This window comes from Ignicoccus islandicus DSM 13165, from assembly GCF_001481685.1.
GTDB classification, from domain to species: domain Archaea; phylum Thermoproteota; class Thermoprotei_A; order Sulfolobales; family Ignicoccaceae; genus Ignicoccus; species Ignicoccus islandicus.
Genome location: NZ_CP006867.1, coordinates 154,680 through 179,974, shown reverse-complemented (window position 1 = coordinate 179,974; position 25,295 = coordinate 154,680). Strand labels below are relative to the sequence as shown.

At 45.8% G+C, this 25,295-nt stretch carries 35 protein-coding genes and 1 tRNA gene; 11 read left to right on the top strand and 25 right to left on the bottom strand.

The window, feature by feature from the left end; genetic code table 11:
- Nucleotides 1-27 precede the first annotated feature (27 nt).
- Entirely contained in the window at nucleotides 28-963 is a 936-nt protein-coding gene (locus tag EYM_RS01060; RefSeq protein ID WP_075049275.1) for an AbrB/MazE/SpoVT family DNA-binding domain-containing protein, read from the top strand.
- Here EYM_RS01060 and EYM_RS07895 read toward each other — a convergent pair.
- Genes EYM_RS07895 through EYM_RS01035 form a run of 6 tightly spaced genes read right to left on the bottom strand, consistent with a single transcriptional unit; the run spans nucleotide 926 to nucleotide 4,342 of the window.
- Nucleotides 926-1,252: a hypothetical protein gene (locus EYM_RS07895; protein ID WP_174500659.1), complete on the bottom strand. Its 327-nt coding sequence runs from the start codon at nucleotides 1,250-1,252 to the stop codon at nucleotides 926-928. The two genes, EYM_RS01060 and EYM_RS07895, sit on opposite strands and share 38 nt — an antisense overlap.
- Nucleotides 1,185-1,943 carry a hypothetical protein gene (locus EYM_RS01055; protein WP_075049274.1) on the bottom strand — a complete coding sequence of 253 codons (759 nt, stop codon included), beginning with the start codon at nucleotides 1,941-1,943 and terminating at the stop codon, nucleotides 1,185-1,187. Before EYM_RS01055 ends, EYM_RS07895 begins: the two co-directional genes overlap by 68 nt.
- Nucleotides 1,933-2,718 carry a metal ABC transporter ATP-binding protein gene (locus tag EYM_RS01050; protein WP_075049273.1) on the bottom strand — a complete coding sequence of 262 codons (786 nt, stop codon included), beginning with the start codon at nucleotides 2,716-2,718 and terminating at the stop codon, nucleotides 1,933-1,935. The genes EYM_RS01055 and EYM_RS01050 overlap by 11 nt, the downstream gene beginning before the upstream one ends.
- The gene (locus tag EYM_RS01045; RefSeq protein WP_075049272.1) at nucleotides 2,702-3,067 is read right to left on the bottom strand and encodes a hypothetical protein; all 366 of its coding nucleotides are present in this window, start codon (nucleotides 3,065-3,067) and stop codon (nucleotides 2,702-2,704) included. The genes EYM_RS01050 and EYM_RS01045 overlap by 17 nt, the downstream gene beginning before the upstream one ends.
- A 39-nt stretch (nucleotides 3,068-3,106) precedes the next feature.
- The gene (gene endA, locus EYM_RS01040; RefSeq protein ID WP_083494969.1) at nucleotides 3,107-3,652 is read right to left on the bottom strand and encodes a tRNA-intron lyase; all 546 of its coding nucleotides are present in this window, start codon (nucleotides 3,650-3,652) and stop codon (nucleotides 3,107-3,109) included.
- Between the two features lie 6 nt (nucleotides 3,653-3,658).
- Complete coding sequence (locus EYM_RS01035; RefSeq protein ID WP_075049271.1) at nucleotides 3,659-4,342, bottom strand: hypothetical protein; 684 nt, start codon at nucleotides 4,340-4,342, stop codon at nucleotides 3,659-3,661.
- Nucleotides 4,343-4,627: 285 nt separating this feature from the next.
- Between EYM_RS01035 and EYM_RS01030 the strand changes: the two genes are divergently transcribed.
- Together EYM_RS01030 and EYM_RS01025 are read left to right on the top strand one after the other, a co-directional pair.
- Nucleotides 4,628-5,158: an Lrp/AsnC family transcriptional regulator gene (locus tag EYM_RS01030; RefSeq protein ID WP_075049270.1), complete on the top strand. Its 531-nt coding sequence runs from the start codon at nucleotides 4,628-4,630 to the stop codon at nucleotides 5,156-5,158.
- 41 nt (nucleotides 5,159-5,199) lie between these two features.
- Nucleotides 5,200-5,832 carry a class II glutamine amidotransferase gene (locus EYM_RS01025; RefSeq protein WP_075049269.1) on the top strand — a complete coding sequence of 211 codons (633 nt, stop codon included), beginning with the start codon at nucleotides 5,200-5,202 and terminating at the stop codon, nucleotides 5,830-5,832.
- On the opposite strand, the gene EYM_RS01020 is transcribed toward EYM_RS01025, so the two are convergent.
- From EYM_RS01020 to EYM_RS01010, 3 genes are read right to left on the bottom strand one after another with little or no spacing between them, the layout of a single operon-like run.
- Nucleotides 5,821-6,057 carry a hypothetical protein gene (locus EYM_RS01020; protein WP_075049268.1) on the bottom strand — a complete coding sequence of 79 codons (237 nt, stop codon included), beginning with the start codon at nucleotides 6,055-6,057 and terminating at the stop codon, nucleotides 5,821-5,823. The genes EYM_RS01025 and EYM_RS01020 overlap by 12 nt on opposite strands.
- 34 nt (nucleotides 6,058-6,091) lie before the next feature.
- On the bottom strand, nucleotides 6,092-7,192 hold the full coding sequence (locus tag EYM_RS01015; protein ID WP_083494968.1) for a formate--phosphoribosylaminoimidazolecarboxamide ligase family protein: 1,101 nt from the start codon (nucleotides 7,190-7,192) through the stop codon (nucleotides 6,092-6,094).
- A gap of 35 nt (nucleotides 7,193-7,227) precedes the next feature.
- Nucleotides 7,228-7,422, bottom strand: coding sequence for a hypothetical protein (locus tag EYM_RS01010; RefSeq protein WP_075049267.1), 195 nt, complete (start codon nucleotides 7,420-7,422; stop codon nucleotides 7,228-7,230).
- A gap of 68 nt (nucleotides 7,423-7,490) precedes the next feature.
- Between EYM_RS01010 and EYM_RS01005 the strand changes: the two genes are divergently transcribed.
- From EYM_RS01005 to EYM_RS00985, 5 genes are read left to right on the top strand one after another with little or no spacing between them, the layout of a single operon-like run.
- Nucleotides 7,491-7,766 (top strand): hypothetical protein, encoded by a 276-nt coding sequence (locus tag EYM_RS01005; protein WP_075049266.1) that lies wholly within the window; start codon nucleotides 7,491-7,493, stop codon nucleotides 7,764-7,766.
- A gap of 1 nt (nucleotide 7,767) precedes the next feature.
- The gene (locus EYM_RS01000) at nucleotides 7,768-8,112 is read left to right on the top strand and encodes a hypothetical protein (RefSeq protein ID WP_075049265.1); all 345 of its coding nucleotides are present in this window, start codon (nucleotides 7,768-7,770) and stop codon (nucleotides 8,110-8,112) included.
- Nucleotides 8,113-8,163: 51 nt separating this feature from the next.
- Entirely contained in the window at nucleotides 8,164-8,739 is a 576-nt protein-coding gene (locus EYM_RS00995) for a tRNA(Phe) 7-((3-amino-3-carboxypropyl)-4-demethylwyosine(37)-N(4))-methyltransferase (protein WP_075049264.1), read from the top strand.
- Nucleotides 8,681-8,986 carry a hypothetical protein gene (locus EYM_RS00990; protein WP_157058701.1) on the top strand — a complete coding sequence of 102 codons (306 nt, stop codon included), beginning with the start codon at nucleotides 8,681-8,683 and terminating at the stop codon, nucleotides 8,984-8,986. Before EYM_RS00995 ends, EYM_RS00990 begins: the two co-directional genes overlap by 59 nt.
- The gene (locus tag EYM_RS00985) at nucleotides 8,953-9,384 is read left to right on the top strand and encodes a hypothetical protein (RefSeq protein ID WP_168050136.1); all 432 of its coding nucleotides are present in this window, start codon (nucleotides 8,953-8,955) and stop codon (nucleotides 9,382-9,384) included. Before EYM_RS00990 ends, EYM_RS00985 begins: the two co-directional genes overlap by 34 nt.
- A gap of 17 nt (nucleotides 9,385-9,401) precedes the next feature.
- Here EYM_RS00985 and EYM_RS00980 read toward each other — a convergent pair whose 3' ends face one another.
- From EYM_RS00980 to ileS, 8 genes are all read right to left on the bottom strand, one after another.
- Nucleotides 9,402-10,136, bottom strand: coding sequence for a hypothetical protein (locus EYM_RS00980; RefSeq protein ID WP_075049261.1), 735 nt, complete (start codon nucleotides 10,134-10,136; stop codon nucleotides 9,402-9,404).
- A gap of 192 nt (nucleotides 10,137-10,328) precedes the next feature.
- Nucleotides 10,329-10,586, bottom strand: a complete 258-nt coding sequence (locus tag EYM_RS00975; protein WP_075049260.1) for a hypothetical protein — start codon at nucleotides 10,584-10,586, stop codon at nucleotides 10,329-10,331.
- On the bottom strand, nucleotides 10,549-11,034 hold the full coding sequence (locus EYM_RS00970) for a hypothetical protein (RefSeq protein WP_075049259.1): 486 nt from the start codon (nucleotides 11,032-11,034) through the stop codon (nucleotides 10,549-10,551). The genes EYM_RS00975 and EYM_RS00970 overlap by 38 nt, the downstream gene beginning before the upstream one ends.
- A 5-nt stretch (nucleotides 11,035-11,039) precedes the next feature.
- Nucleotides 11,040-11,258 (bottom strand): hypothetical protein, encoded by a 219-nt coding sequence (locus EYM_RS00965; protein ID WP_075049258.1) that lies wholly within the window; start codon nucleotides 11,256-11,258, stop codon nucleotides 11,040-11,042.
- A 143-nt stretch (nucleotides 11,259-11,401) separates the two neighbouring features.
- Nucleotides 11,402-12,202 carry a hypothetical protein gene (locus EYM_RS00960; RefSeq protein ID WP_075049257.1) on the bottom strand — a complete coding sequence of 267 codons (801 nt, stop codon included), beginning with the start codon at nucleotides 12,200-12,202 and terminating at the stop codon, nucleotides 11,402-11,404.
- Nucleotides 12,199-12,342, bottom strand: a complete 144-nt coding sequence (locus EYM_RS07750; protein ID WP_157058699.1) for a hypothetical protein — start codon at nucleotides 12,340-12,342, stop codon at nucleotides 12,199-12,201. Before EYM_RS07750 ends, EYM_RS00960 begins: the two co-directional genes overlap by 4 nt.
- Nucleotides 12,343-12,434: 92 nt before the next feature.
- A complete protein-coding gene (locus tag EYM_RS00955; RefSeq protein WP_075049256.1) occupies nucleotides 12,435-13,910 on the bottom strand; it encodes a hypothetical protein in 1,476 nt (491 codons plus the stop codon).
- Between the two features lie 297 nt (nucleotides 13,911-14,207).
- Nucleotides 14,208-17,285 carry an isoleucine--tRNA ligase gene (ileS, locus tag EYM_RS00950; RefSeq protein ID WP_075049255.1) on the bottom strand — a complete coding sequence of 1,026 codons (3,078 nt, stop codon included), beginning with the start codon at nucleotides 17,283-17,285 and terminating at the stop codon, nucleotides 14,208-14,210.
- Between the two features lie 81 nt (nucleotides 17,286-17,366).
- On the opposite strand from ileS, the gene EYM_RS00945 reads away from it, so the two are divergent.
- Nucleotides 17,367-17,960 carry a hypothetical protein gene (locus EYM_RS00945; protein ID WP_075049254.1) on the top strand — a complete coding sequence of 198 codons (594 nt, stop codon included), beginning with the start codon at nucleotides 17,367-17,369 and terminating at the stop codon, nucleotides 17,958-17,960.
- On the opposite strand, the gene EYM_RS07745 is transcribed toward EYM_RS00945, so the two are convergent.
- From EYM_RS07745 to EYM_RS00920, 6 genes are all read right to left on the bottom strand, one after another.
- Complete coding sequence (locus tag EYM_RS07745; protein ID WP_157058698.1) at nucleotides 17,893-18,189, bottom strand: hypothetical protein; 297 nt, start codon at nucleotides 18,187-18,189, stop codon at nucleotides 17,893-17,895. The two genes, EYM_RS00945 and EYM_RS07745, sit on opposite strands and share 68 nt — an antisense overlap.
- A gap of 1 nt (nucleotide 18,190) precedes the next feature.
- Nucleotides 18,191-18,619: a hypothetical protein gene (locus tag EYM_RS00940; protein WP_075049253.1), complete on the bottom strand. Its 429-nt coding sequence runs from the start codon at nucleotides 18,617-18,619 to the stop codon at nucleotides 18,191-18,193.
- A gap of 13 nt (nucleotides 18,620-18,632) precedes the next feature.
- Nucleotides 18,633-19,418, bottom strand: a complete 786-nt coding sequence (locus tag EYM_RS00935) for an SDR family oxidoreductase (protein ID WP_075049252.1) — start codon at nucleotides 19,416-19,418, stop codon at nucleotides 18,633-18,635.
- Between the two features lie 80 nt (nucleotides 19,419-19,498).
- Nucleotides 19,499-19,575, bottom strand: a tRNA-Met gene (locus EYM_RS00930).
- 47 nt (nucleotides 19,576-19,622) lie between these two features.
- Nucleotides 19,623-20,543 (bottom strand): NAD(P)/FAD-dependent oxidoreductase, encoded by a 921-nt coding sequence (locus EYM_RS00925; RefSeq protein WP_075049251.1) that lies wholly within the window; start codon nucleotides 20,541-20,543, stop codon nucleotides 19,623-19,625.
- 4 nt (nucleotides 20,544-20,547) lie between these two features.
- Nucleotides 20,548-21,408 (bottom strand): hypothetical protein, encoded by an 861-nt coding sequence (locus EYM_RS00920; protein ID WP_075049250.1) that lies wholly within the window; start codon nucleotides 21,406-21,408, stop codon nucleotides 20,548-20,550.
- A gap of 97 nt (nucleotides 21,409-21,505) precedes the next feature.
- Between EYM_RS00920 and EYM_RS00915 the strand changes: the two genes are divergently transcribed.
- A complete protein-coding gene (locus EYM_RS00915; RefSeq protein WP_075049249.1) occupies nucleotides 21,506-22,639 on the top strand; it encodes a hypothetical protein in 1,134 nt (377 codons plus the stop codon).
- 1 nt (nucleotide 22,640) lies between these two features.
- Here EYM_RS00915 and EYM_RS00910 read toward each other — a convergent pair whose 3' ends face one another.
- Together EYM_RS00910 and EYM_RS00905 are read right to left on the bottom strand one after the other, a co-directional pair.
- Complete coding sequence (locus EYM_RS00910) at nucleotides 22,641-23,774, bottom strand: enolase C-terminal domain-like protein (RefSeq protein WP_075049248.1); 1,134 nt, start codon at nucleotides 23,772-23,774, stop codon at nucleotides 22,641-22,643.
- Nucleotides 23,775-23,804: 30 nt separating this feature from the next.
- On the bottom strand, nucleotides 23,805-24,302 hold the full coding sequence (locus EYM_RS00905) for an SLOG cluster 4 domain-containing protein (protein ID WP_075049247.1): 498 nt from the start codon (nucleotides 24,300-24,302) through the stop codon (nucleotides 23,805-23,807).
- Between the two features lie 133 nt (nucleotides 24,303-24,435).
- On the opposite strand from EYM_RS00905, the gene EYM_RS00900 reads away from it, so the two are divergent.
- Nucleotides 24,436-25,281, top strand: a complete 846-nt coding sequence (locus tag EYM_RS00900; RefSeq protein WP_075049246.1) for a hypothetical protein — start codon at nucleotides 24,436-24,438, stop codon at nucleotides 25,279-25,281.
- The last annotated feature ends 14 nt before the right edge of the window (nucleotides 25,282-25,295 follow it).

The window sequence follows — 25,295 nt, the reverse complement described above, 5'->3', positions numbered from 1 at the left end:
GAATATCGTGACAGAGAGTGAGGTGCATTGGCCTCAATCGAACAACGTAAGTTAGTGAAGTTAGGGAAGTCTACCTTAGTAGTCTCGTTGCCCGCTGAATGGATAAAAAGGAAGAAACTGAAGGCCGGCGACACCCTAACTCTATATATTGGGGAGAATGAAATAATAATAGCTCCAAGCGGCGAAACGACTTCATCTAAGCTCACAGTGAAGCTGAGGGTTAAGAGCGCTGAGAACAACATCGTTTACAGAACTATAGTCTCGGCCTACATTAACGGAGCCACTGAAATCTCTGTAGAAGTGGAAGACGTTAGCTTGTTGAAGGAAGCAATAAAGCAGGCGAAGGAAGCGACCTCTAGATTAATTGGACTAGAGATAGTAGATCAATCGCTTGATAGGATAGTTCTCCAGACTTTCACCGACATAAGGTCTCACGATGTACCATCGCTTGTAAACAGGTCCCTTAAGTTCCTAATTTCGATGATAAAACACTTAGGCGAAAACCAAATTGACATTAAGTTCTTGGAAGATATTGAAAACGAGATAGACAAGCTCAGTCGGCTCGGCATGAGGATGTTAATAACGAATCCCGATCTCTCGAAGCAACAATCAATTCACCTATCCAAACTGTTCACGAGCCTTGAGAACGCTTCCGATTCCGTAATACCATTGGCCAGAGTAATAGAAGGTAAGTCCAGGTTAGTTATGGACGTATTAAACTCGCTAGTGGAGATATTGGAGTTCGTTAGGGAAATGAAGCTTGGGCAGACGAGCTTAAAAGATATAAATGATAGAATAGAACTGATTGAACACATAGAAGCGAGCATAGTGGAAAGGGAAATAGATGAGACACTGAAATATAGGATCCTTCACGTAGTGAACCACGTAAAGAACTTGCTCTTATCCCTCTACGACGCCAACGCATCTATTCTAATCTATACAAAAGAAGAGTTAGTCTTCTAACCTTCCCTTCCACCCATCGTTCGTAAAGTTCCAATTGATCGTTGTTCCTTTCGAGGTAGTCCCTCTTGGAATAACATTCCTTGCAAGCCCTTATGCCCGGAGATAGCTCGACGCTGCAGTTCCTGCAAATCAATCTACCGCAATAGTAACACCTACCTATAGCCAGTTCCTTACCGCAAATTTCGCACTTACCTCTCGAGCACGCGTAACAATCGTGCCTTTCACATAAGGGTCTTCCGCACGTTGGGCAACGCCTTTTCGCGGGCCTGCCACAGTAGTAGCAACGCAACTGAAGATACCGCGGAAGAGTAGGCTAAGGGGAGGTAAATTCCACTAACGTAGTTAACAACTGCGAAGACGAGTAGGGCCGTTATTTCGCTCCTCAACTCTCTTAATAGATATCCGACTACCAGTAAGCTAAGCGAGGTTACGTGTGCTAACAGGAAGCCTTGGAAGAACGTTAGTTGGGCCCCCACGTAGGCAGCTGAAACGTATACTAACGTAAGCCACAATTTCGGTTTAAGACCCTTTATTTGACTATATTCCATATCGAAGAGCGAGAAGTTGATTGGATACTCGAAAACCTTAAGCAATATCGCTAGTAAGAAAACGATAATGCTTAAGGAAATTAGTTCCGGCGTTGGGTAAAGGAAGCCAGTTACGAAAGATTCTATTGTGCTATAATAGCTGTAATCTACGAAGGCAGCACCTATTATCGAAATGGAATAAGCCATTGACTTTAAGAGTATGAGGTTGGACGAACTTCTCTTGAAATATAGAAACGACAGTAAGGGGCCAGCCAATGCAATCATTACGAGAAGGAGCTTAGGGCAACACAAGAACGAGATCATCGCTACAGCGAAGAGCATCTCGGAACTTATTGGGATTACGAAACCGGAACTCATGGGAACCAGAAATTTCCCCAATCTAAGGAGAGCCCACGCCGATATTAGTGAGACTACGAACATACTACCTTCCATGCTGGTCACCGAGAATAGGATAGCACGTGTTATTGTAAGTAACTACCGGTACTTCTATTCCATATGCCTTCTTTAAGTTCTCAGGTGTTAGAACCTCCTTGGGAGGACCTATAGCTATTAACTTTTTATTCAATAGGAGCAATCTCTTCATTACATTAAATACCGGATCCAAAGTGTGAGTTACCAATATTATAGTTTTCCCTTCATCGTTTAACCTCTTTAATAGGGAAGAGACTAACCTAGAGCTATTCGCGTCTAGAGCGGAGAAGGGTTCGTCCAGCAGCAATAGTTTAGGATCGCTGATTATGGCCCTTGCAATTAATACTCTCTGCTTTTGACCTCCGGATAGTTCGTTGAAGTTCTTAAAAGCTAAGTCTTTGAGTCCAACGTACTGGAGAACCTCGATTGCCTTCTCGTAGGCCTTTTTCTTGTTAAAGAAAAACTTCTTCACAGTCAAGCCCATCATAACTACGTCTATCACTTTGAGCGGCACTTTCTCATTAATATGTTCTCTTTGTGGAACATAGCCTACGTAATTAACTATTACGTCTCTATGAGCCCAAGGTTCCTTACCAAAAACCAGTACCCTTCCTTTTGCAGGCTTAACTACACCGAGAATTGTCTTAAGTAAGGTGGTCTTACCGGCACCGTTAGGGCCCAAGACGACTAAGAAGTCCTTTTCGGGAACATCGAAAGTCACGCCTTGAAGGGCATATTCCCTATCGTATTTCACCCATACGTCGTCGAACGAGACTACCTTAGTAGAAGTCGTCAAAACCTTTCACCTTTTTACCCAACCTCTTGAACTCCTTCTCTTCTTTTTCGAGATCGCTAAGGAAGTCCTCCTCCTTTTCCTCCTTCCTCAATGCCCACGAGCAGCGGCCGTCCGGCAACAAGTACCTCTTTTGGCAATATGCGTACTGACAGTTGTAACCTATGCACTTATCGCCAACCAATCTACACATTACTACCGTTATTACCCTTCCCTTCACGTACTTCTTCGTGTACATGAGCGCGTTCTGTGAACATCTGAAGAAGGGACAAGCTGGGTTACACTTATCGCCTATAGGCTTTGGAGTAGGTTCCCTTCCCTCTCTCCTGCCACCACGGCGCTTGTAACTCAAGGTACTCACCGTTGTCGGGAGGGTTTTGCCTATGCCCTCTTAGGGTAGGACCCATTTAAAAACGATGTGATTGATCTTATCGCCCTTCACTATTGAGAAGATCAATCTCTTCTTAACACCGTGTGCCATTCTTCCCGACCTAACCATTTCAGCAGGGTCTATCTCTTCGTCGGCTTTCTTAACGTCTACTAAGAAGGGGGCGTGATCTATTCCGGGACCGAACTCATAGACCGCGAAATCGGAACCGTATTTGAGTCCAGATCTAACTACGAATCCCATGTCCCTCAGCTCCTTATATACCGAGTAAGTTAACTTGACGTCTTCCGAACCCCACATTTTCCACAGATCTTCTAGACTCAATTCCTTCCCGCTCTTCACGTCAATAGGTCTCAGAACTCCTTTCTCGGTTAAATATATTGTTTCCAAAGGAGATAGGACCAGAGGAGGTTTGACGTCCTCCTGAGTTTTTGGTTTCGGAGTAGTAAACGGGTGTCCGAAGAAGCCATCCCAATATAGCTTCTTAGCAGCGTCTTCTTCCAATACTACTGATCTATCGCCTACCACGTAGGCCCTTATTCCCTTCACTACTTCTCACACCTTGTGCAACAAGTAGTACTTGAAGTTCTCGGCAGCCTCCTTTATTTCGTCCGACGCGTCCTCTATATTACCGAGTATTTCCCAAGTCAGTATCGCGCACGGGCAGTCCTTCGACTCTTCTAGAACTTCGTATAAGTTCGACCTGTATTGCGTATCTATCTTGTCTTCCAGTTCGTCTATTTTCCTCAATTCCTTTAAGGCCTCCTTAGGATAGTCGTTCATTATTTTGAGAGCTTTCGAGAACACGCTCAGTTGGTCTAGAACGAGTCCAACTAGTTCCCTAGTATTGACCACCAGCGAGTTAGAGGCCTTCCTCTTCTTATTGAGGAGCGCGAATCTGTAGAAGGAACCCTCCATTAGTTGGTTAACGTTGTTTAATCGAAGTATTATCGGCCCGAATATGTCCTTCATTATGAGCTCGGAAGGTAGTCTAGCTAAATATTCCATGGCCCTATCCTTTAAGTCCTCTATTGACTCCTTCACGTTCCTAACTTCTTTAACTACTGAATCCACGTCTTCGGGAGTCATGTTGACTAGCTTGGGAGCGTTAACGTAAATTAGCCTGTTCTCCTCCATTAATTGTTTGAGCATCTCGTCTATGGTGTTTATCAAGTTTATTTCAGCAATGCTTGCCTCGGTCTTGTTACCTTCCTCGAAGTCTATGTAGCCTCCCTCCAAGCCTAGGTCCCCTCAAACCTTATTTGAAGGAACGCTATATTCCTTCCCTTTAGCGGAGGGCGTCCTCATCGAGCTATTATTTATAAATTATCCTAACTCAAGGGTTTCATTCAACGGTAGTAACTATTGGTAGTTAGATACGATTTGTTAATTTAATTTCCAAACTGACTTGGAGATCAGAACCACGTTTATTAATAAATACGGATAGGTGGGCTAACGCAGTTAACTGTGTGGTAAGCGAAAACCATTAAATCTTTGTTTACGCTGTAAAAATAGGGATACAACGTGACTCTCCATAAGCGCCTTCAGAAAGACTTAGAAATAGGGTTCGTCAAGAATTCTATCCTAGACGATAAAGATAAGGCCATAATTGAAGTTCTAGTAAAGAACGCTAAAACCACTACAACCGACATAGCCCACAAATTAAAGATAAGCGACGTAGCCAGCAGGAGGAGAATAAAGAGGCTCGAAGAGAACAAGGTAATAGAGTTCTACACGGCCATAGTCAACCCTTACAAGCTCGGCTACAACGCAGTAGTCCAACTCATGATAGAGGTCGAGCCTAAGAGGATTGAAGAGGTCGCTGAGAAAATAGCTGAGTTATCTCAAACGGTTAACGTGTACGCCGTTACTGGCAAGTACTCGATAATAGCCGAAGTATGGATAAAGAACCACAAGGAATTGCTCCGATTGATAAGGGAAATAGGTGAGATAGAAGGAGTGAAATCGACCTTACCCTTAGTTACAACCAAATTCTTCAAGATAAATGGCTTGAAGGTATCAATGGATATGGATGAAACGCCTCAACAACCTTAATTTGACTTCCAACTATACGCCCGTTTCAAGGAGATAATACAGTGTGTCGACTCCTCGGCGGTTTAGGAAAGCCTCGCTATCTTTCCGAATTCGTAAAAATAGCTAGAAGGGACTCTAAGGGGAAACCCAACCCCGATGGCTGGGGATACGCAGTAATCGATTCCAGGGGCCAACTGAGGGTCTTCAAAACTCTGTACCCCATCTGGGAGAGACCAACTAGGTTACCGGAAGGTATAGCGTTCTTAGTTCACGCTAGAAGGGCCGAGAAGTTGGGGAGATCTATTGATCACTTACAGCCTCACGTCTGTAACGGAGTGGTAATGGCACATAACGGCGGCGTAGCTCTCCCATTAGAAGCTATCAAAGACCTAAACCTCGCCTTTAGAAGCTCTAGCGAAAGGTTGGCTTGCTTCTTAGGCAATTTAGTTTCGCGTCTAGGCACGGAGAGAGCGGTAAATATACTCAGTAAGAGAATAAAGCCAACGCCATCCGCCAACTTCATAGCTCTAGTACCTTCCGAAATGAAGTTCGTAGTTTACAACCATCACTTAGGGGACCCTTATCACGTAATTTGGAGGAAGGGAAACGTTTTTTCAAGTGAACCGCTGGGACCTGACTGGAAACCCATGAGCTCTAATGGAGAGCCTCGTTGGGAAGTGCTTTCACTTCGGTAGCTTCTTCAAAATTAATATTATTTCGTCCCCTTCCTTAGAGATTTCCTCTATTTCAACGTCCAGCATTTTCAACATGTCTTTGTATATCTCAATTTCCTTTTCGTATTCCTTTGGGATCTTAACTTTAGCTTCCTCGCCCGGCTCTAGCTCTTGCGCAACCATAGCTAGATTAGAAACCATGTCGCCGCAAACGGCTGATTGAGTAGTGAGATCGAACTCCTTCACGTCCCAACCCCCCGTTAACTATTTGGTCAAGAGTTTAACTAACTACTAGGTCAACTTCCTTAACTTGGAAAGCCCATCTCACTTCCATTGCAATCCTCCTTCCTAAGCTAATGGGTTCTCCGAAGTACAACTTGCTATATTGGCTGCCAATACCCATGTAGACGTTATTACCTCCTCCTATCCTCGGAGCTACGTCGAACACTACGAACTCTAGATCCGGAGTAACCATTGCTTGCAAGGTGAATGGCCCTATTGCTCCAGGAGGCTCTAGCTCCTTAGTGGCCTCTACGAACACGTCTCCCATTTTGAATACTTTGTGAAGCAAGCTCTCCCTAATGGTAGTCGGTATGTGGCCGACCTCTATCATTCTAGGTTGACCTCTTAATTGCAGTTGTTCCCTTGCCGGGAGTCTTAGCCATCCATCGAGATCGCTTTGCAACCTCCTATCAACGCTGTGTAGTTCTACCTCATCGTATAGCGGCGAATAGAAGTAGTTCAAATTGAAGTGAGCTCCTAGCACCAATTCCTCTATTACGGCTTCCTTTAGTCCCTCCTCGTCTATTACGCCCGCCTTGAGGAGTTCTTCAACTCTCTTATAATAGTCATCCTTGTCCATTGCTATGAAGAAGCCCCTTTCAACCCTTCTCTTGGCTTCGGGTACTTTCACTATTACTGGTCTATCTATTTCATCCGGACTACCGAAGACCTTTGGTCTCCTTATACCAGCCTTGTCCAATAGCTTGTAATAGTTCTTCTCTCCCGTCCTCTCTTCCCATCTCAACATGAACCTGTTTCCAAACATAGGTACGATGAAATCGTTCTCAATAGCGTCATATCCCACGTAGACGGCGAAGCTCCTGTTTGGTACGAATATGGCCTCTTCCTCTATTAATCGTTCCATTACTTCTTTGGATAAAATTTCCTTGTAGTCGTCTAGCTCTATGCAAACGTCAACTACCCTCCTAAACCTCTTGTATGCTACGTCCCTCCCTCTCTTGCATAGGGCTATCGTTCTGAAACCTTCGTCCTTGGCTCCGTCGAATAAGTCCAGTGCCGAGTGGCTAGCTAAAGCTGCTATTGAGGGCTTCCCTCTATATTCCCTAGCTATTTCCCGGGCTTTCGAAACTACGTCCAAAAAGGTTCCCCCTTAAAGAAAGCGGGAACCGGGAATTAAGCAAGCATGGAAGCTATTTTCCTTCTATCTTGCTCATAGAGATTAAGTAGAATTTGCGAGCCTATCAAATCGAGCTTCGCTTCCTCGTCTTCCTCTGCTATTGGTTTCAATAGAGCTATCTTGTTCCTCAAGTACTCTATTTCCTCCTCCAACTTATCTAACTCCATTTCCAGAATTTTCTTTACTTCCATCTCAATACACCGTTTAAGATATAGTTACAGCCTACCTCTAACTATTCGAAAGCCCGGGGGATACGGAAGTGTTACGAGACCTATCAATGTTATTCCTACCACCTCTAATTGCTTCGGTTTCGGCATACTTCCTTACTAAGGGGTTAAGGGCTTTCGAACAAAAGGTTCTCTCCTTCTGGCTCACGTGGTCTGCCATAGCTATTACGATCCACCTTTTACTGGGCCTCGAACCACTAATTGCCCTAGCTTACCCGCTTCTAGCTTTATCCACCGCTTACGCCATGATTAAGAGGGTGAGGGAGCTTAGCTCAAGTAAGAGACTTAATAGAAGAGATAAAGGGTAACTTGAGGACCTTTGAGGAATTGAGGAACGAACTCGTTAAAAGAAGAGATAGGTTGAGGAAGGAATTAGCTGAACTAATGAGGGAGGCCAATAGGCTGAAGTTACTTGAAAGGGTATGCGTCAAGTTGGGTAAAACTTGCAGCATAGAAGCTTGTTATACTGGAATTAGGACGAGCGCTGGAGTGATAGTACTCGATGAAGGCGAACCGAAACTATATAAGATAAGCAATTGTAACTTGAGCATTGAAGAACCCGATACCAGCGATATGTACGAAGCTCTCATCAGATTGAGAGATATTACCGAACAATCGATTAATCAACTCTCGAAGTTACTAGAAAACCTCTAGGGGTGTTCGGAAATTCCTTGGGAAGAAGCTAAGCGCAGAGCATATGAGAGAATGAAGGAAGACATCGAAATAGGGTACATGGACAGGGACATTATTGACTTAATCGAAAAGTTCTTTCGCTTACCCTACGCTTTCACGAAGTCTAGTTGCTCTGGAAGAATAGTTGCTATAGACGCTCAGTATCCGTGGTCTCGAGAAGGGAGGATAATATTCAAGGTTCACAGACCTATGGAGATATCCGAGTTGGAGCAGGTTCTTAATAGACCTATAACTGAAAGGCTCTGGATAAACGTCATGGGTCCCATAATTCACGCTGTTGCGAAGGACTTCGATGCAGCAATGAAGATAATAAAAATGGCTAGGGAAGCAGGTTTCAAACATAGTGGTATACTCTCAGTTAACGAAGAGGGGTGGGTAGTTGAACTAACCACCGGCGTTAGAGCGAACGTCTTGGCTAAAGTCGGCAACGAAGTAGTTCTAGACGTCTCGAAGCTGGACCAAGTACTTAAGGTCCTAAACGAAGTTCTATTAGAAGGTAAAAAGAAATTACAGTTGTTGGAGAGGAAAATTGAAAGCGAAATCCAAGAGGTTAAGGGAAGCTCTGAGCTTGCTAGTTCAAGCGCGTGAGCATATAGATCGATATGGATCATTAGATAGTGAAGGAAGAACCTTAGTATCGAAGGCAATTAGGTTGCTAAAGAGCGAGGGGTTAAGGGTTAACTGGAGGGACTTAAGAAAGCAATGGGACGTGGAGAAGCTAGATAAACTAATAGGTAGGGTTGCGAACGTCGTTGAATGTTTAGAGCGCGCGAATCGTTGTGAGACGAGGGACGAAAGGGAATGCGAAATGGAGTGTTTCTGGGACTCGGAGTAGCACTCTTAATTGCGCTGCTCCTCTACATTAGCTTAGAGATCAAGTTAGTAAAGAAAATAGCTCTAATGAAATCGTGCAATTACTTCAATTTCCAGTCCCTCGAATCCAACGGTACGTGCGAGATACGCATAGAGTTATGCAATCCAACCAATCGGACAGTTTACGTAGACTTCGAGAGCGAGGTTAACAGAGTAGAATACCTTTCGATGTCATCGCAATCGTCAATATATTTAAACCCATTCGAAAGGAAGGAAGTTGACGTTTTATTCAAGCCCTTAGGTAACGAATCCTACGTGGGACTTAGTTTAAGCGTTATGACGAACAGTGGAGAGCTTGTGGAAGTGAAAAGCGTTATAATAGATAATAAGTGTAAGATTAACGAAAACACCCAGAATTAAGTTTAAAAATAGGCTCGTTATTCGCCCTTAGTAACCGTTCTGAATATTATGCCTAATACGGCCAGAACTATTACTAGGAGGGCACCTAGTCCGAGTGGGACTATTACGCTACCACTGTTTTCTATGGTGGTCGTTACGACGTCAGTTACTTCCTTTATCACAGTAGTGGTGGTAGTTAAGGTCAATGCCTTGTATAACGTTGTCGTAACCGTTTCAGTTACGCTATGAGTTATTACGTCCGTAACGGTCGAGGTCAACCACATTGTTACGTAGGTCGGTATATAGGAAGTAACGGTAGTAACGAGGGTCGTAGTTAAAGTCTTCACGGTCGATAGGACCGTGGTTACGGTTACAGTAGTTGTCTTAGTTACGGTCTCATAGATGGTAGTTGGAAGAATTATAGTAGTCGTAGTGAGTATGTATTTAGTAATCGCCGTAGTAGTTACAGAAGGCACTGTAATCGTTACAGTTACGAATTTTACAGAGGATGAGAATATCGTGGTCACGGTACTTACGGTTGTTGTTATAGTAGAAATTACGCTCTTCGTAACGGTTGAAACTATGGTAGTCGGGATAGTAAATGTCTTGTAAAGTATCGTGGTAACGTTTTGCGTTACAACGCTAGTAACTGGTTGGATGGAAGTTACTATTATAGTTGTAGTTGAGGGCACGCACGTGTTAGTTACGTTCTCAGTTTGAGCGTACGCCAGTCCTAATGCTAGAATAAGGAACAAGGTGGCGACTCTTTTCATTAGACCTCACACCAGAGAGTAGATTTGGATAAGGAGATTATAATTGTCACCAGTTAGACCGGTCGCACCGTCTAAAGTATTTCCAAGTAACCTTAGGCGAATATTAATCGGAGCGTTTGAACGAATTAAGTATTAGAGAAACGTTGAAGGCACGTGCTATGTTCCGAGACGAATCGTTTAGAGTAATTGGACTTAGCGAACCGGAACTAGCACTACTTCCTTAACTCTTAACACCTTCTTTAGCTCTTTCTCCATTCCATTAGGCTCAACTACGTAAGCTACGTCTCCCTTTATCCCTACCCCAATTACCTTCTTGCCCTCTATCTCCATTTCCGGAATTATTACTTGGGCACCGAGCTCCGTTAGCCTCTTCTTGGCTTCACCGAGTTTCCTCTTTCTATCGCGCAGTTCCTCAATCAGTTCCTCGGCAAACTCTTCTAAGGAACTCATCTGTCGTCTTCACCTCTATTCCTTTCCTCTTCAATTCGTCAGATAAATCTAGCAGGTCTTTATCATCCGAAACCAAAGTACACGGCGATTTCTCGAAAGCTAGCCTTAGCAAATGCAAATCGTTCTCATCCCTTAATCTTAACTTCCTTTCTATATCTTCCGATATCTCGTCTCGGGGAGCTTCCCCCTCCCCTACACGGGCAACTAGTAGGAATTGGACGGAATTCGTTATTGCGTTGATGCAAAGCCTCTTGAACTTTTCCATTCCACTGTCTCCTTTCGCCTTTCCGAACATCCAATTTACCATTTTCTCTACTACCTCGTTAACCATTTCGTCAACGGAACCTCTAGATACCCAACATTCCTCGCGATCGCAGAACTTAGCCAGTTCTACAATGCACTGGGGGCTCTTAAGCAGTATTTTAAAGAGGGCGCTGGTATCGAACACTACCCTTATAGTTCAATCACCTTCTTAACTCTTAACACCTTCTTTAGCTCTTTCTCCATTCCATTAGGCTCAACTACGTAAGCTACGTCTCCCTTTATCCCTACCCCAATTACCTTCTTGCCCTCTATCTCCATTTCCGGAATTATTACTTGGGCACCGAGCTCCTGAAGAGCGATCTTGGCCACGCTCTTCAGTATTGGACTTCTAACCTCCTTAAGGGACACGTTTACTCCCTAAGGAACTTCGAATGGCTCACTAGGATAATAAATACCGGAGAACGCTTCGGTCGTACTCCCGCCGCTCATCTGATCGCATCGATAATCCTTCCACATCTGCGCTTTCGGTAATTACGTTAAACCGAATAAATTTACTTGCGTTGGATTTGGACACGAATTTCCCCGAGGGACGCTTTGCCTCGAATGAGTACCTCGTTGCTCCCTTCCCCGAATTCTCCAATACTACTAGCTCCTTCGGGGGTCTCCACTACTGCTTCACCGAGAGCGCCCGAAAGAGAGTATTTCACTTTAGTTCCGTTAGGAACGATCACTTTCAATTTAATGGATCCCATCACGGATTCCAAGCGGATTTCCGAGTTACAGTTGGAAGGTATTTCCAGTTCCAAGGAGGAATCGCTCATTACTGAGTTTACTCGGAGCTCTCCTAAGCACTTGTTCACGTTGCCTCGTAAGGAACTCATAACTAGTTCTAAATCGAGCGATTTTAAGTCTCCTATTTCCAGAGAAGTGTTGGAACAACAAAAGCGAAGGGAACAAGCGTTCAATAGAACTTGATCGCTCGGTCCCTCGGTCAAGTATTCGGTCGAGTTCCCACTTAATATTCGCATTTTTGAGAGAATTGCCTTTACGCTTAAGCCATCGCAATTAGTTACGTTCCCTTTCGATGAAAGGGTCGAGCCCTTAACGTTGAACTCGAACGGGAACGAGAGACTTGAAATGGAAAGGAGCAGAACTAATAGGGATAACCCGAATACTAGGGCGCTACCTAACGAAGCGCCGAAGGCAATGCTCACACCAATCGCTATTAAAAGCAAGCCCAACAGCAGCTTAGGGTCAAAGCTAAGTGGAACTTTTATATCTAAGGTTAAGGCGATTCCCGCTGAAACGAAGAGGAGGCCGCTAATCAAGTGGAACGCCTTATCTACGTTCACTGTCTATCACCTAGGGCTTGTACAATTAGGTACACACCCAACGCTATTAAAGCAGACTTCAAGAAGTCACCACTGATCATCCAAAGCAAGCCGAAGGTGACTAGCCCTATACCTTTCGCCAACCTATCGTTGTTTTCCATACTACAAAACCTCGTTTACCGTTCGTAAAGACGTTTCTCATCCTAATTAGGTTTCTCAAATAACCTTAGAGCACAATAGTTGCGCTCACTGGTTACTTAGATGCTATCTTCTTCACCATTTCCTCAAGCTCGTTCAATTCGGCTTTTATTCGTTCGATTTTCTTCAAGAGTTCGTTAAGGTTCAGTTCCTCTTTCTCGTTGACCTTTCCTTTGAGCAAGCTCGCTAGAACCTCATTAGCGTTAAGTTTCCCTTCAACGCTAACGCTGATCGTGTTTCCGCTGTCTGCGTCAACGAACTCTATGCTTACCAATCCCCTAGAGTCAGACGTGGTTACTGAGAGCTTCCAATAGAAGGTCGAGTTAATTATCGTGGGAAGGGGCTCCTGAACCTTGAGCGAGTTCCAAGCCCAATTGGGATGTGCCTTCATTACGTAGCTATAGGCCTTCGAAACCCCTATTTTAGGTTTATTGAATTTGTAGACGTAGATCACCGGCTCGGTGGAGGAAGCGTTCACCAGTAGAATCATGTAAGCGGAGTAAGTGTTCCCAGGAGGTTCCGCAACGAAGACCCACCAAGGGCGACCCTCATCATCCAAAAGGAGGTATGGCTGGGGGTTATCTCCAACGTCCCTTATGGTAAACGTATTGTGAAAGAAGACGGCTTGAACCCAATCCTTCATTCTCAAGGCGTCTACCCACTGCCTAGCTACCCTCTCCGGTAACGCGGGCACTCCGTAGCGGACTACCTCCTCTGGCCTCACTTTCGAAATAGTACCATTAGGATAAACGACTAAGTAAGAATCGATGTAAGGCAAGGATCCCGGAAACATGGGTTTGTAATCCACTACTGGCAATAGCTGAATAACTTGACCGTTCAGATACACGTCAGCGACGTCTTCCCATATAACCTCTCTACCGAAGGCCCCATTGAAAAGGCTCTCCAAAGCCAACGAATCTAAGAAGAGAGGGGTTAGTTTGTAGTTATGTAATCCCCAAGTCAGATCTTGCTTCACTATCTTGACCTCCGGAGGATAGGTGTCTGCGTAAACGAACACAGCTCCGCGGGGATTCCTGAAAAGCGAATTGAGAACGCCTTCAGGCTCTATGAGCCAATTGTAAATGGGCCTGGTTCCGTTGTAATAAACGTAAGTTTCTTGATAGTAGATTGTATGCGTAGGCAACTGAATCCTGTCTATTGCGTACTTATAGGCCGTCGGTAGAGGTATTAATCTGTAAACTCCCACTAAGTTCGGTAGCTCCCTCAACTCGACGACCTTAACGGAGCTCCCAACTTGGGAAACTGCCGTTACGCTTACTAACCAAGCCAGAGGTCCAACTACTACCACTAAATAGGCTATTAGGTAGCTCAAATTAACCTCGTTCCCGGCCCTAACTTCCCTCGCTAGGTAGAACGCTAATGGAAGCGCGAGCGCGACGAGAAGGGTCCACAGACCCGGCGCGGCCTTCGCGCAAAGGAGGGCCGAGCTAACGAAGGGGAGGAACCAGCCCGTGAAGTAGCCTATAGCTAATAGGAACGGAAGCAAGGGGAGCACTAACTTACCGATCAAAGTTTGTCTCCGAAAAAAGAACCTTTCTAGAGTATTAATATTGTAAAGAGTTCTCTCCTCTTCCAGAAACTCTTCAACATTGACTATAGCATATGGGACGGCGTAAGAAGTTAAGAAGCGTTTTCGAGTTCCTTAAAGGATAAGAGGGCTTCAATGAGCTAAAATGGAACTGAGGGTAAGGTAGGGTCAATAGAGCAGTTCCTTGCGAACTTATTCCCGTTGGATGAACGATTAATAAATTGAAGGAACGAGCTCAATCGATCTTATTTGAAACCGTATTGGAACCATACGTGAGAGTTACTTGACGAGCTTAACTATTAACTCTTTGCCTTCGACTTCCCACTTCTTGCCTCCCTCAAAGGGTTCGTCTACGAGCTCTATTTCCTCGGCTCTCACTTCCCTAGCTACGTAATCTTTGTATTCCCTCACTGCCTCCTTGAGATCCTCTGGGGCCCATATTACGACTTTCCTTAAGACGTAATCCAGCTCCAAGTTCTCCTCCTTCCTCATTACTTGAATTCTCCTTATCACTTCCCTAACCAAGCCTAAGGCTTTCACCTTTTCGTCCATCTTTACCTTTACGTAAACCCAGAAGTCCGGTTCCTCTATTACGTCGTAATCGCCGGAGGGCCTCTCATCGCTTAGCCTTACGTCTAGTACGTTGGCGTATACCTTGAGTACCTTAGAAGCTTCCTCTATTACTGGTCTGCTTATTACTGGTACTTCAACTTCCATTTCCTCAACTCCCTTTTCCCTCTTCACTAGCTTCTTGAGCCTCTTCTCGCCGAACTTCTTCGGTACCACTATTGCTTCCGGTAGAGGCCACCTCCTCTTGATCCCTCTCTCCATTCTAAGCGATAGTATTTTATCTCCAGCTTCCAAGAATTCTTCTACTGCTTGAGCTATCTCCTCGTTCTGTACCGTAAACTCCTCGGGCCACGTTAACATGTGGACGCTCTCCTCTTCCCTTCCCAGCTTCCGAGAGAAGTTTTGGTAGAGGTACTCTGCGAGGAACGGAACGAATATCGAGCCCATCACTATTGTAGCCTCCAAGACGGCGTACAAGGTCGAATATGCCGCTAATTTGCTGGGGCTCTCTTCCTCTTCCCAAACTCTCGGCCTTATCAGAGTGACGTACTTGTGACTCAGTACTTCGTTCACTAACTCGTTCCACGCCTGAGCGGCCTTGTGTATCGAAGACTCCTCCATGGCTTCTATTATCTTCTTGGAATATTGGTTAACCTGATGTAACACCCAATGGTCCTCAGGTTCCAAGTACTTCAGGCCTTCCTCGAACTTGCTTAGGTCCCACTTGTCTAACTCCATGTAGCTCTTGGCGAACCTGACTGAGTTCCACAGGACGTCCAGCGTCCTCTTATAGAACCTTATGTCCTTCGGATCGAACCTGACGGACTCCCAAGGAGCGGACTTGACTGCGAAGAAGAACCTGACCGGATCCGCCCCGTAAGTCTTGAAGGCCTCCTCTGCCCATACGACGTTACCCTTGCTCTTGCTCATCTTCTTACCGTCTTTATCTAAGATGTGTCCTTGGGTGAGGACCCTCTTATAGGGAGTTCTTCCGTGCCAAGTAACTCCGGTAGCCAATAGGGTGTAGAACCATCCCCTCGTTTGGTCCAAGGCCTCGGTTATCCAGTCGTACGGATAGAACAGTTTCCAGTAATCGTCCTTACCTATCTGGTGAAGGGCCGCCGTGTGCGCTACGCCGGAGTCCAACCAAACGTCAACCACGTAAGGTTCCCTAACCATTTCGGCCCCGCACTTGGGGCATCTAACTCTCACCTCGTCTATCCAAGGCCTGTGATGGTCTACGACCTTCTCGGGATTTACCGCTTCCCTCTTGACCTCTTCCAAGCTACCGAACGCCTTCCTGTATCCGCATTTAGGACACGTCCATATTGGGAGAGGAGTTCCCCAGAACCTTTCCCTACTTATCGTCCAGTCCTTGGCGTTCTGCAACCAATCCCTCATTCTGTCGTAGGCCCATTTGGGATACCACTTGACCTTGTCGTTCTCGTTAACCATTAAATCCCTCAAGTCCTCCACTTTAATGAACCATTGCTCGTCCGCGTAGTACATGAGGGGCGTTCCGCACCTCCAACAGTGCGGGTACTCGTGCTCTATAGTTCCAATATGAACAGCTAGGCCCTTCCTCTTGAGGTCCTTCATGACCTCTTTCTCGGCGTCCTTAAACCACATTCCGCTGTACTTACCGGCCTCTTCCGTGAAGTGACCGTCCTTTCTAATGGGTTTGAACATCTTGACACCGGCTTCCTTCGAAGCTTCGAAGTCCTCTGCACCGTGGGCCGGGGCCATGTGAACTATTCCAGTACCGGAATCCATAGTTACGAAGATCTCCTTGATTACTTCTTCCTTACCGTTAACGACCTTCCTAGCTCTAACGTAGGCTCCCTCTATTACAGTATGGTTAGGCCTCTGGTGTTCCTTGTGAGCCGGGACCTCTTCCAAGAGCGGGTGAACGTACTCCTTCCCTATTAGCTCGCTTCCCTTGAACTTCTCCACGAGCTCGTATTCCTTCAGTCCCACTTCCTTTGCGACAGGCTCCAGCCTCTTCTCAGCTAATATCCAATATTCCTCTTTTCCATTGAAGTTTACCTTTACTTTTACGTAAGTCTCTTCTGGGTGAACGGCGGCCGCCTCGTTAGCTATTATAGTCCAAGGGGTGGTGGTCCAAGCTATTAAGTAAACGTTCTCTTCTCCCTTCAAGGGGAGCTTGAAGTAGAAGCTGGGGTCCCTAACGGTTTCGTAACCTTGAGCCACTTCGTGGGAGGAGAGGGCGGTTTCGCACCTAGGACAAACGGCCACTACCCTGAAGCCCTTGTAGATCCTACCCTCATCGTACATCTTCTTCAAGTAACTCCAAGCCGCGTCCAAGTACTTAGGATGTCTAGTCTGATATGCGTTATCGTAGTCTAACCAGAGGCCCATCCTCTCGCTATCTCTCCTCCACTTATCGATGTAGAAGTCCACTAGCTTCTGGCATTCTTGAACGAACTTATCTACGCCGAACTTAATTATGTCCTTCTTGCTCTTGAAACCGTACTTCTTCTCAACCTCTAGCTCTACGGGTAGCCCTTGAGTGTCCCATCCAGCTTGGTCCCAAACCCAGTAGCCCCTCAACCTCCAGAAACGGAGCGTAACGTCCTTGTAGGTCCTCCCTCTCATGTGTCCTACGTGCATGAATCCGTTGGCTGTAGGTGGACCTTCTAAGAACCTGAACGGTTTTGACTTCCCCCTCTTCTTGCTTATTTCCTTAACTTTCTCGTAGATTTTGTTTTCCTTCCAGAACTTCAGTACTTCCTCTTCGACTTTCACTGGATCGTACTTAGCCTCCATTGAGGTTCTGCCCTTTCGCCTCTTTGGAAGCCCGCTTTATATTATTCTTTTTCCGAATCTCCCTTAACAGTGACGAGAGCAATGAAGAAGGGGAAGGTAAGCGAGGAATTAGCCAGGGCCGTCTTGGAAGGAATAGGCTTCGAGATCGTTTCGACTAATGAGGAAGTTAAGATAGGCGATAGAACAGTTGCAGAGATCGACTTGCTAGCTAACGCTCCTTGCAGCAAGTATGCGGTGGAAGTAAAGTCGGGGAAAATAGACGTGAGCGCAGTTAGGCAAGCCTACGCTAACGCGAAGGTCATAGGCGCTACTCCAATGGTTATGGGCACCGGTTGGAGCAACGAAGAGGCCTACTTAATGGCAAAGGAACTTGGAGTTAAGTACTTGCTCTTCGAAGATATATACGTTAGCACTAGGGAGGAAGTGTTTGAACTAGTATCCCAAGTTTTGGAATCGTTCTTTTCGGAAATACTCGGTTCCTTGGCCCCTTGCGAGGAATGTTGCAAAATAGCTAATTTAGAGAAGCCGAACGAGGAGGCAATTAAGATAGTTAGGGAGCTCAAGTCGAAGGGCTTGTTGCCTAAAAGGGGTAACTGGAGGTTATATTCTACTGTTGCGAAGCTGAACTGTCTCTTGTACTTAATTCTTCATAAACAGAGCGAATCAAGTCCTTGAGTATCGGGTAGAGTTTTTCCGCTACTCTCCTCCTCATTTCCATACTCTCCCTCAAAGCTTCAACCGTTCTCTTTTCGAACGAATTCGAAGGCTTAATGCCCTTTTCATCAATTAGCGATGCCAATTCCATTATGACGTGCTTCTCGTCAGGTTCCGCCATATCTAGAAGTTCCTCAACGGTTTCTTTGATTAACAAGAGAACGAGTTTGTTCGGCTCCTCCGCTCTCAATTCAGATTCCTACGTTCTTGTTTTTGAGGTACTTCTTTAGTATTCCACTGAGGATCTCGTTGGTTTCGACCTCGCTCTCATCCACTAGTAGGTAGTCCTTCTCTACTACGAACTTAATGCCTTCGAGGGGATTAACGGGGGGCGGGGGATAACCCTTGGGAGGTTCCCTCCCAACGTACTTCCAGCGAACCTTGCCTCCAACTCTTTCATATTTATAGAAATATCTTCCGAAGTAAACGTATTTCTTACCCTTCGACTTAACGTAATGTATGGGTTTCACTGCGAAGCCCTTAGGTAATTTCGAATTGTACTCGTATAGCTCCTTCAAGTAGTTCTCCAAAATTTCGTTAATAACCCTTCTCCCATTGGGTACCTTAAGCAAATCCCCCAATACTTGAACTAGTTCCTCCAAAGGTCTAGTTAGACTCAATTAAGTGATACGTTCAGAACACCGTTGGTACGAGGCCTCCATCCACTGCTATCGCCTCGCCATTAACGTAAGAGGCGGCTTCGGAGGCTAAGAAGACCACAACGTTGGCTATTTCCTCGGGCTTCCCTATCCTACCTATGGGTATCTTCGACTCCAGCTCCCGTAGCTCTTCCTCGAAAGTCCTTCCGTGAAGTTGGGCGCTCTTCCTCAAAACTTCTTCCATCCTTTTAGTTAAGGTGTATCCTGGCATCACTACATTAAACGTTACTCCACTTCCCTTAAACTCCTTTACCAAGGTCTTAGCCAAGCCAGCTATCCCTATCCTAACGGAGTTAGATAGAACCAAGCCTTCTATGGGCATTTTTATTGCCACGCTCGTAACGTAGACTACTCTGCCCCACTTCCTCTCAACCATCTGAGGTAAGATCAACTTCGTTAAGTGAACGGCGCTCTCGAGAAGGAGCCTATAGGAGGCTTCCCAATCGCCCAGTTCAGTCTCAATGAATGACTTAGTCGGCGGACCCCCGCTATTGAACACGAATACGTCTATTCCGCCTAGCGCCTCGATCGCCCTTCGAACGAGCTCTTCCCTTTGGGTTGGAGAAGAGACGTCTGCAGCTACGCCGTAGACTTCCCCTAAGTTCTTGAGTTCCCTTAAGGCGCTCTCCACGTTCTTGGGATTCCTAGAACTTATCACTACCCGGGCTCCTTCCTTCAAGAAGGTTTTAGCAATAGCAAATCCTATTCCTTTCGTGGAGGCTGTAACGAGGACCCTTTTCCCCTTGAGCCCCAGTTCCAAGGTTTTCGAACCTAAGAATTAGGTGTTTAGAGAGGGGTATTAGAAGCGTTCGATAGAAGGAGTGGTGGCGGGGCCCCGCTTGGTAGCGGGGGGTGGATTTGAACCACCGACCTCGGGGTTATGAGCCCCGCGGGCTACCAGGCTGCCCTACCCCGCTAGGTCACCCCGCCGTTAGAACATTTCGGAATATCGGTTTAAAAGTTTTCACCATTTCCCTGTTTTTAAGTACCTAAAGGCAGTTAAAGCGGCTATGTAGCCTTGGGCCGAGGCCACGAGTATCCTCTTTGGGACGGGCGTTATGTCTCCCGCCGCAAGTACTCCTTGGACGTTCGTTTTCATTTTATCATCAACTATTATCTCTCTACCTCTCATTAAGACGCCTAAGTCCTTTATCCAAGATAGGTCCGGGGGTTCGTATCCAATGAGGAAAATCAAGTGATCGAGCGGTATCACGAAAGTCTGACCTTCCTTGTTCTCTACCTTTACAGCCTTAGCCTTGCCGCCTTCCGCTATTATTTCCTTCACTACGCTGTTTAGCACCAACTTCACGCCCGCGCTAATCATCTTATCGACGCTCCTCTTGGGAGCTCTGAACTGATCCCTTCTATGCACTATAGTTACGTCTGCTCCTTCCATAGCCAACGCCGTTGCTGTATCCACTGCAGTATCTCCTCCCCCAACTACTACTACCTTCGTCCCAGAGAACTCCTTTGGGTCCTTTACCATGTAATGGACGTTCGGTAAGTCCTCGTTTGGTAGACCCATCCTCCTAGGCCTTCCAAGTATTCCTATTGCGATAATCAATACCTTCGTTGCGTACGTTAATTTAGTGCTTTCAATTACTATCTCCTCCCCTTCTTTAAAGGCCTTAATTACCCTCTCACCTTCCCTAACTTCAAACCCGAAGTAATTGACCATCTCCTCGAAAGCCCTAGCAATTTCTATTGCTTTCTTCCCATCGAAACCCGGGTAGTTCTCTACAGGTTTCCATGCATATGAGTAAACCGTTGCCATTACCTTTTCCCCTTCTAGAACTAAAGGTTCTATTCCGTATTGCTTCAGAGTAGCCGCAGCCGTGAGGCCCGCAGGCCCGGCTCCCACAACTATAACGTCCCTCCTCTCCATTATATCACCCTAGGGAACACATTACTTTCATCATTTGTTGATCGCCTAGTAAGTAGGCCAGAGCCCCCACCGCCTTCTGACAAGGGTATTTAATAGAGCCATCGGATGAAGGGTTTTGCACTACGTAGCAAGCCTTCGGGAGCCAATCGGTTCGAGGTCCTATTCCATTTAGGCAAGGCGCTTCCTTATTAGGCAAGACGGCCTTATCGTCGAGGTTCCACGTTTGCATGTAAGATTGGAGCAACGAATACGCTAGCAAATTGGAAACCTTTTCGTAAATCGTTTGAATTTTATGTGCGAGCTCTTTATTGAATTCTCCTGGAATGTTGTTTAAGGTATCGTTAAGCAAGTTAACTACTTCCTTAAAAGTGTAATAGTTATATACATATGCAACTCTAGTTACGTTAACGCAGCTTCTTGGGTTAAGGGCCACTTTAAGGGACGTATAGGCTAAGGAAGAGACAGTTTCGCCTATTTTCTCTATCTTGTTAGCCAACTGGGTCAGATCGTTTGCCTTGGCTAAGTCTATTAGATGGTAACTAACGTAAGCTTCCCTAAAGGTAGCTAGATAGTATATGAACGCCTCGTCTAGGACGCCCGCTTCCAAGTCTCTATTGGCTATATTAAGGAACTCGCTGGCCTTCTTGAAGTGGTCCATTATTAACTTCTTCATTTCAAACCTGTATTCGTTATCGGGCGTTAGAAGTATAACGTTTGCCTTAACCTTAGTCATGTATACTTTTGCCAGTAAGCCCACTTCAAGTACTTCCTCTTCTTGAACGCTCAGTCCTAAGTCCTTAGGGAAAACAACGCACTTAGCCAGCAGTAGAGCGCTTAGTGCAACAGCGATTAACCAAGCCCGCAATACTCAATACCAATGGAAGTGGGTTCGGAGGCCATTTAACTATGAATATTGACTTAAAGACTCACTCGTAATTCGATTTTAAAGGAGGTAATACGGATTGAGAACGAGCTTACTATTACTAGCCCTAATTTCAATGGTGTTTGCAACGGTTGTGAACGTTACTTGGACCTATGAAGGCAAACCAATAAAGTTTCTAATAGACGACAAACCCTCGTATTCTCTGAAGCTATGTGTGGAGAACGAAGGGACGGTTGAAGTAATAGCAGAGGGCATAGGAAAGGTCTCCGCTTTTGAAGCGCCCGGTTGCGTAAAGGTAAAGGTATATTTCGATGAAAAGGAAGGTGGTAACGTAGATGGCTTGAAGGCTTACGCGCTCTACGTTAACTTCCGAAGCCAAGGCGTTGAAATAGAGAGACTAGGTTACCTCCGCATACTAAAGATCTTTAATGAACCAACCGACTTAGTCTCTCAATTGAAGTCTCTAGGTAAAGAGGCAGAAAGAGCCTTTAATGAAATACTTGAGAAGAACAAGGGAAAGGAACCTAAAGAGGTAAACCAAGAGTTGCTGAGAAAGCTGGTATCTTGCTTTAAGATTGAGGCTGATGAAGCTGTTGCCTATCCCGGTAGCGAAGTCAGCTTCAAGTTCGTTAACTCATGTGGGGCTCCGCTCAATGCCACAATTAAGCTTGACGTGGCTAGTTTTGAGGACTTAGTGCTGAAGACCGTAACGGTAAGCAATGAAACTGTAACGACTGTAAAGGTTCCCAAGGCTTACAGCGTAGGCCCTATATTCCTTAGGGGAGTGTACGTTCAAGTACTAGGTAAGGACCTTTACTACCTTCCGGTTTACGACTTCTTCAAGTTCTATATTGCTAAGAACTTGTACGCGGTCTACTACAAGGGAGGAGCCAGTGTGAGCGAAGTAAACAAGGGAGAGAAGGTAACTGGCTGCGTCTACGTACCCCAACTGGTACCTACAGAGAGCGTTCCTGCCTTGGAAGGGTCATTAAGAGCGAAGAAGGACTTGGCGTTCAGACCGGATCAAGTAATTAAGGAGAAAGTAGTCTACGTAAGTAAGCTACCGTTCCAAGAGTGCATCGAGTTCGAGGCTCAAGGCGATTGGTTCCTAAGGGGTTACAAGTTAGAACTGGTTGCACACGGAGAGAAACTAATTCCGGTACTTCCATTGGAGCCAGTTGCTGTTGCTAAGGGCGAATTGAAAGTTAAGTAATTTACATAGATATTTTTTCGATTGCCCTCGACATTAAGTAATCTATATCTATATCGAACATTACACCTATACCGTCTCTCAAACGCACGAAACCACATTCTATATCAAATGGATCTTTCGCTAAAGATCTTTCATAGAAGTACTGATCTGGCGAGAAATCGGAGGGTTCCAAGTTCTTCGAAACCGTTGAAGCGACGACCATGTTAAGGCTCCTTCCAACTGCCGTCTCCAAACTTCCTCCTATAAATAGAGGAATGTCGTACTGCTGGGCTAGTTCAACGCTCTTCAAGCTCTCCATTAAACCCCCCATCCTGGGAGGCTTCAAGTTGAACGAAAGGAAGGAGCCCATTTCCTCATTCAACGTAGCTAATTCCACTACGTTATTCGGAGAAGTAACGGACTCGTCCAAGGTTACTTCAATTGCTTCCTCGTAGGATAGCTTAGCTGAATTGACCAAATCGCCGGGAGGGAAGGGTTGCTCAATGGAGTTAACGTACTGAGCGACTTCGCTAAGTATCTCCCAATGGGAGTCCTTAAGGGGCGAGAAGGAGCCATTGGCGTCAGCGAGTATTGGAACCCCAGGGAACTCTCTAGAAAGGGCCTTCACCGGTTCCACGTCCCAGCCGGGTTCAATCTTTACCTTGAGCCTCCTCGCTCCCCAAGAGATCGCCTCTTCTGCCCACTTAAGGAGTTCATCAACGGAATCCACTATCCCTATGCTCTCTTGAACTGGTAAGGCGAACGGTCTTCCACCAACTGCTTTAACCAAGCTGGTGTTAGTTAGGCAAGAGACTAACGTTAATATCGAATACTCTATCATTGCCTTAGCGAAATTGTTTCCCCTATATTTCCTCAAAACGTTGTACATACCGGACACGGTATCTTGAGCCTTTACTTCCGGCAAAACCTTCTTCGCGAACTCAACTACGCTCTCAACGAACTCGCCGGAATAGAGCGGATAGGGGTCTACAGGGGCCTCGCCAATTCCAATGCACTCGTCAGCCCTACTCAATAGGAAAACTCTGGTTCCGTAGGCTTCGCCGAAGCTCGTCCTGAATTTCCTCTTTAAAGGAAGCTTGGCTATTACTATATCGAAGGAAATACCTTCCGGAATCGACCAATTAGAGAACTCCAAGGCATTACCTCCACGTCGTTATTAAATTCACTATATTTTACACTTCAACCTCTCGTAGAGCCAAGAAAGCGCTTCTAAAGGCTTATTGAAAGAAGCGACGTCCGATAAGTTCCTCGAGTCGATGCCCCTCTCCTTTATTAAGCTAAAGAAAGGGTCGGTGTCCATGCCCCATCCCTCTATTAGGGCAACAGGTTTCCTTTCCCTGTAAGCCATCAATACTTCCATTAACGTCCCGGCGCCCCCACCCAATGCCAGTAATCCGTTGGAGGAAGTAACGAGGAGAGCGCTCCTCACGTTAGGACTCATATTAGTTTCTATTACGTCAACGGGAAAGGGACATTCGGCTCCTATTGGGAGAAATACCTTTACCTTTACGCCCCTCTCTAAGGCCTCCCTAACCACTTCGCCCATTAGCCCCCAGCAACCTCCCAGAGCAAGCTCTAAATTAAGAATTGATGCCGCTTCCGCAACCTCCTTTGCGAGTTCCTTCGGACCATCGCACCCACAAGCTGCTACAGCAATTCTCATATCAATAAACCCCAAGCGGCATATAGGGGAATCTTCCCTAGTTAGTTTTTGGCCTCTCCCCGTGACCCCACATCACCATTTCAGCCAAGTACGCGCTCTTCATCGGCCTCTCGTAAACGATTAGGGGGAGCAAATGAGGTTTAGAGTATCGTCCCCTATAATTAAGAAGGAAGTGGAATTAGGTAAGACTAACGTCATTTACGGTCCGCCAGCGAGCGGTAAGAGCGTTTTGATCAGGTACTTATACCTAGCTCTGTCGATGTTTAAAGGAGGATGCGTTAGAGGACACTTCATCTCGATGGCCTCTAATGAACTAGCAGAGTTAATGAAGTTTTCATCATGTTCAAAAGGAGAGAACGTTACTTGCGATTTCGAAGTAAGCTTGGAAGACGTAGTTACGTCCTTGAAGAAGGCAGAGTTCCAACTTTTCGTTTCGCTCTCTCTTCCCTACGCTGAGCTGAGAGTGGAGGGAAGGAACCCGTTCGAATTCGAAGTGAGGAGGATATGCAATTTGAGAATAGTGTCTGAAGGGTCCTCTGTTGAAACGAAGTGCATTGGGGAAAAGCTCAAAGGCACGTGGAAGCTAGACCTTCGAAAGGAATCTCAATTACCTCAAGACCTCCTGCTGGAAGCTCTCTTCGAGGGTAGCGACGACGTGGCCTTCCTTCCAAGGGGTAGGTGGAGCCTAGCGGAAGTCGAGCTCAAGAACGCTCCCTTGCACTACAAGTGTTTCTCAAGCATGTTTAAGTTAAGGGAACCTCTCTCAACAATGGAAATGGAGAGGAGGATACTGGAGTACGTTCCGCTCCACCACAGCTACTTGATAATAGAGGAGGTACCGGGAGATAGGTATTACTTGAGTTTCTTAAAGGAGCTATTAAAGGGACCCTTGGGAGAGATGAAGTCCATCGTATTGGAGAGCAGGGACGATAGGCTCAAGGGTCTAGGCGAATGGATAAACGTAATAGAACTCGGGTAACCCACTTTATTGAT

Bases quoted from the DNA above. Each gene is read 5' to 3' on its own strand.
- EYM_RS01055 (WP_075049274.1), bottom strand. From the start codon at position 1,943: ATGGAAGGTAGTATGTTCGTAGTCTCACTAATATCGGCGTGGGCTCTC.
- EYM_RS01010 (WP_075049267.1), bottom strand. From the start codon at position 7,422: ATGGAAGTAAAGAAAATTCTGGAAATGGAGTTAGATAAGTTGGAGGAG.
- EYM_RS00995 (WP_075049264.1), top strand. From the start codon at position 8,164: ATGAAGGAAGACATCGAAATAGGGTACATGGACAGGGACATTATTGAC.
- EYM_RS00985 (WP_168050136.1), top strand. From the start codon at position 8,953: ATGCGAAATGGAGTGTTTCTGGGACTCGGAGTAGCACTCTTAATTGCG.
- EYM_RS00980 (WP_075049261.1), bottom strand. From the start codon at position 10,136: ATGAAAAGAGTCGCCACCTTGTTCCTTATTCTAGCATTAGGACTGGCG.
- EYM_RS00975 (WP_075049260.1), bottom strand. From the start codon at position 10,586: ATGAGTTCCTTAGAAGAGTTTGCCGAGGAACTGATTGAGGAACTGCGC.
- EYM_RS07750 (WP_157058699.1), bottom strand. From the start codon at position 12,342: ATGGAAAACAACGATAGGTTGGCGAAAGGTATAGGGCTAGTCACCTTC.
- ileS (WP_075049255.1), bottom strand. From the start codon at position 17,285: ATGGAGGCTAAGTACGATCCAGTGAAAGTCGAAGAGGAAGTACTGAAG.
- EYM_RS00945 (WP_075049254.1), top strand. From the start codon at position 17,367: ATGAAGAAGGGGAAGGTAAGCGAGGAATTAGCCAGGGCCGTCTTGGAA.
- EYM_RS00925 (WP_075049251.1), bottom strand. From the start codon at position 20,543: ATGGAGAGGAGGGACGTTATAGTTGTGGGAGCCGGGCCTGCGGGCCTC.
- EYM_RS00905 (WP_075049247.1), bottom strand. From the start codon at position 24,302: ATGAGAATTGCTGTAGCAGCTTGTGGGTGCGATGGTCCGAAGGAACTC.
- EYM_RS00900 (WP_075049246.1), top strand. From the start codon at position 24,436: ATGAGGTTTAGAGTATCGTCCCCTATAATTAAGAAGGAAGTGGAATTA.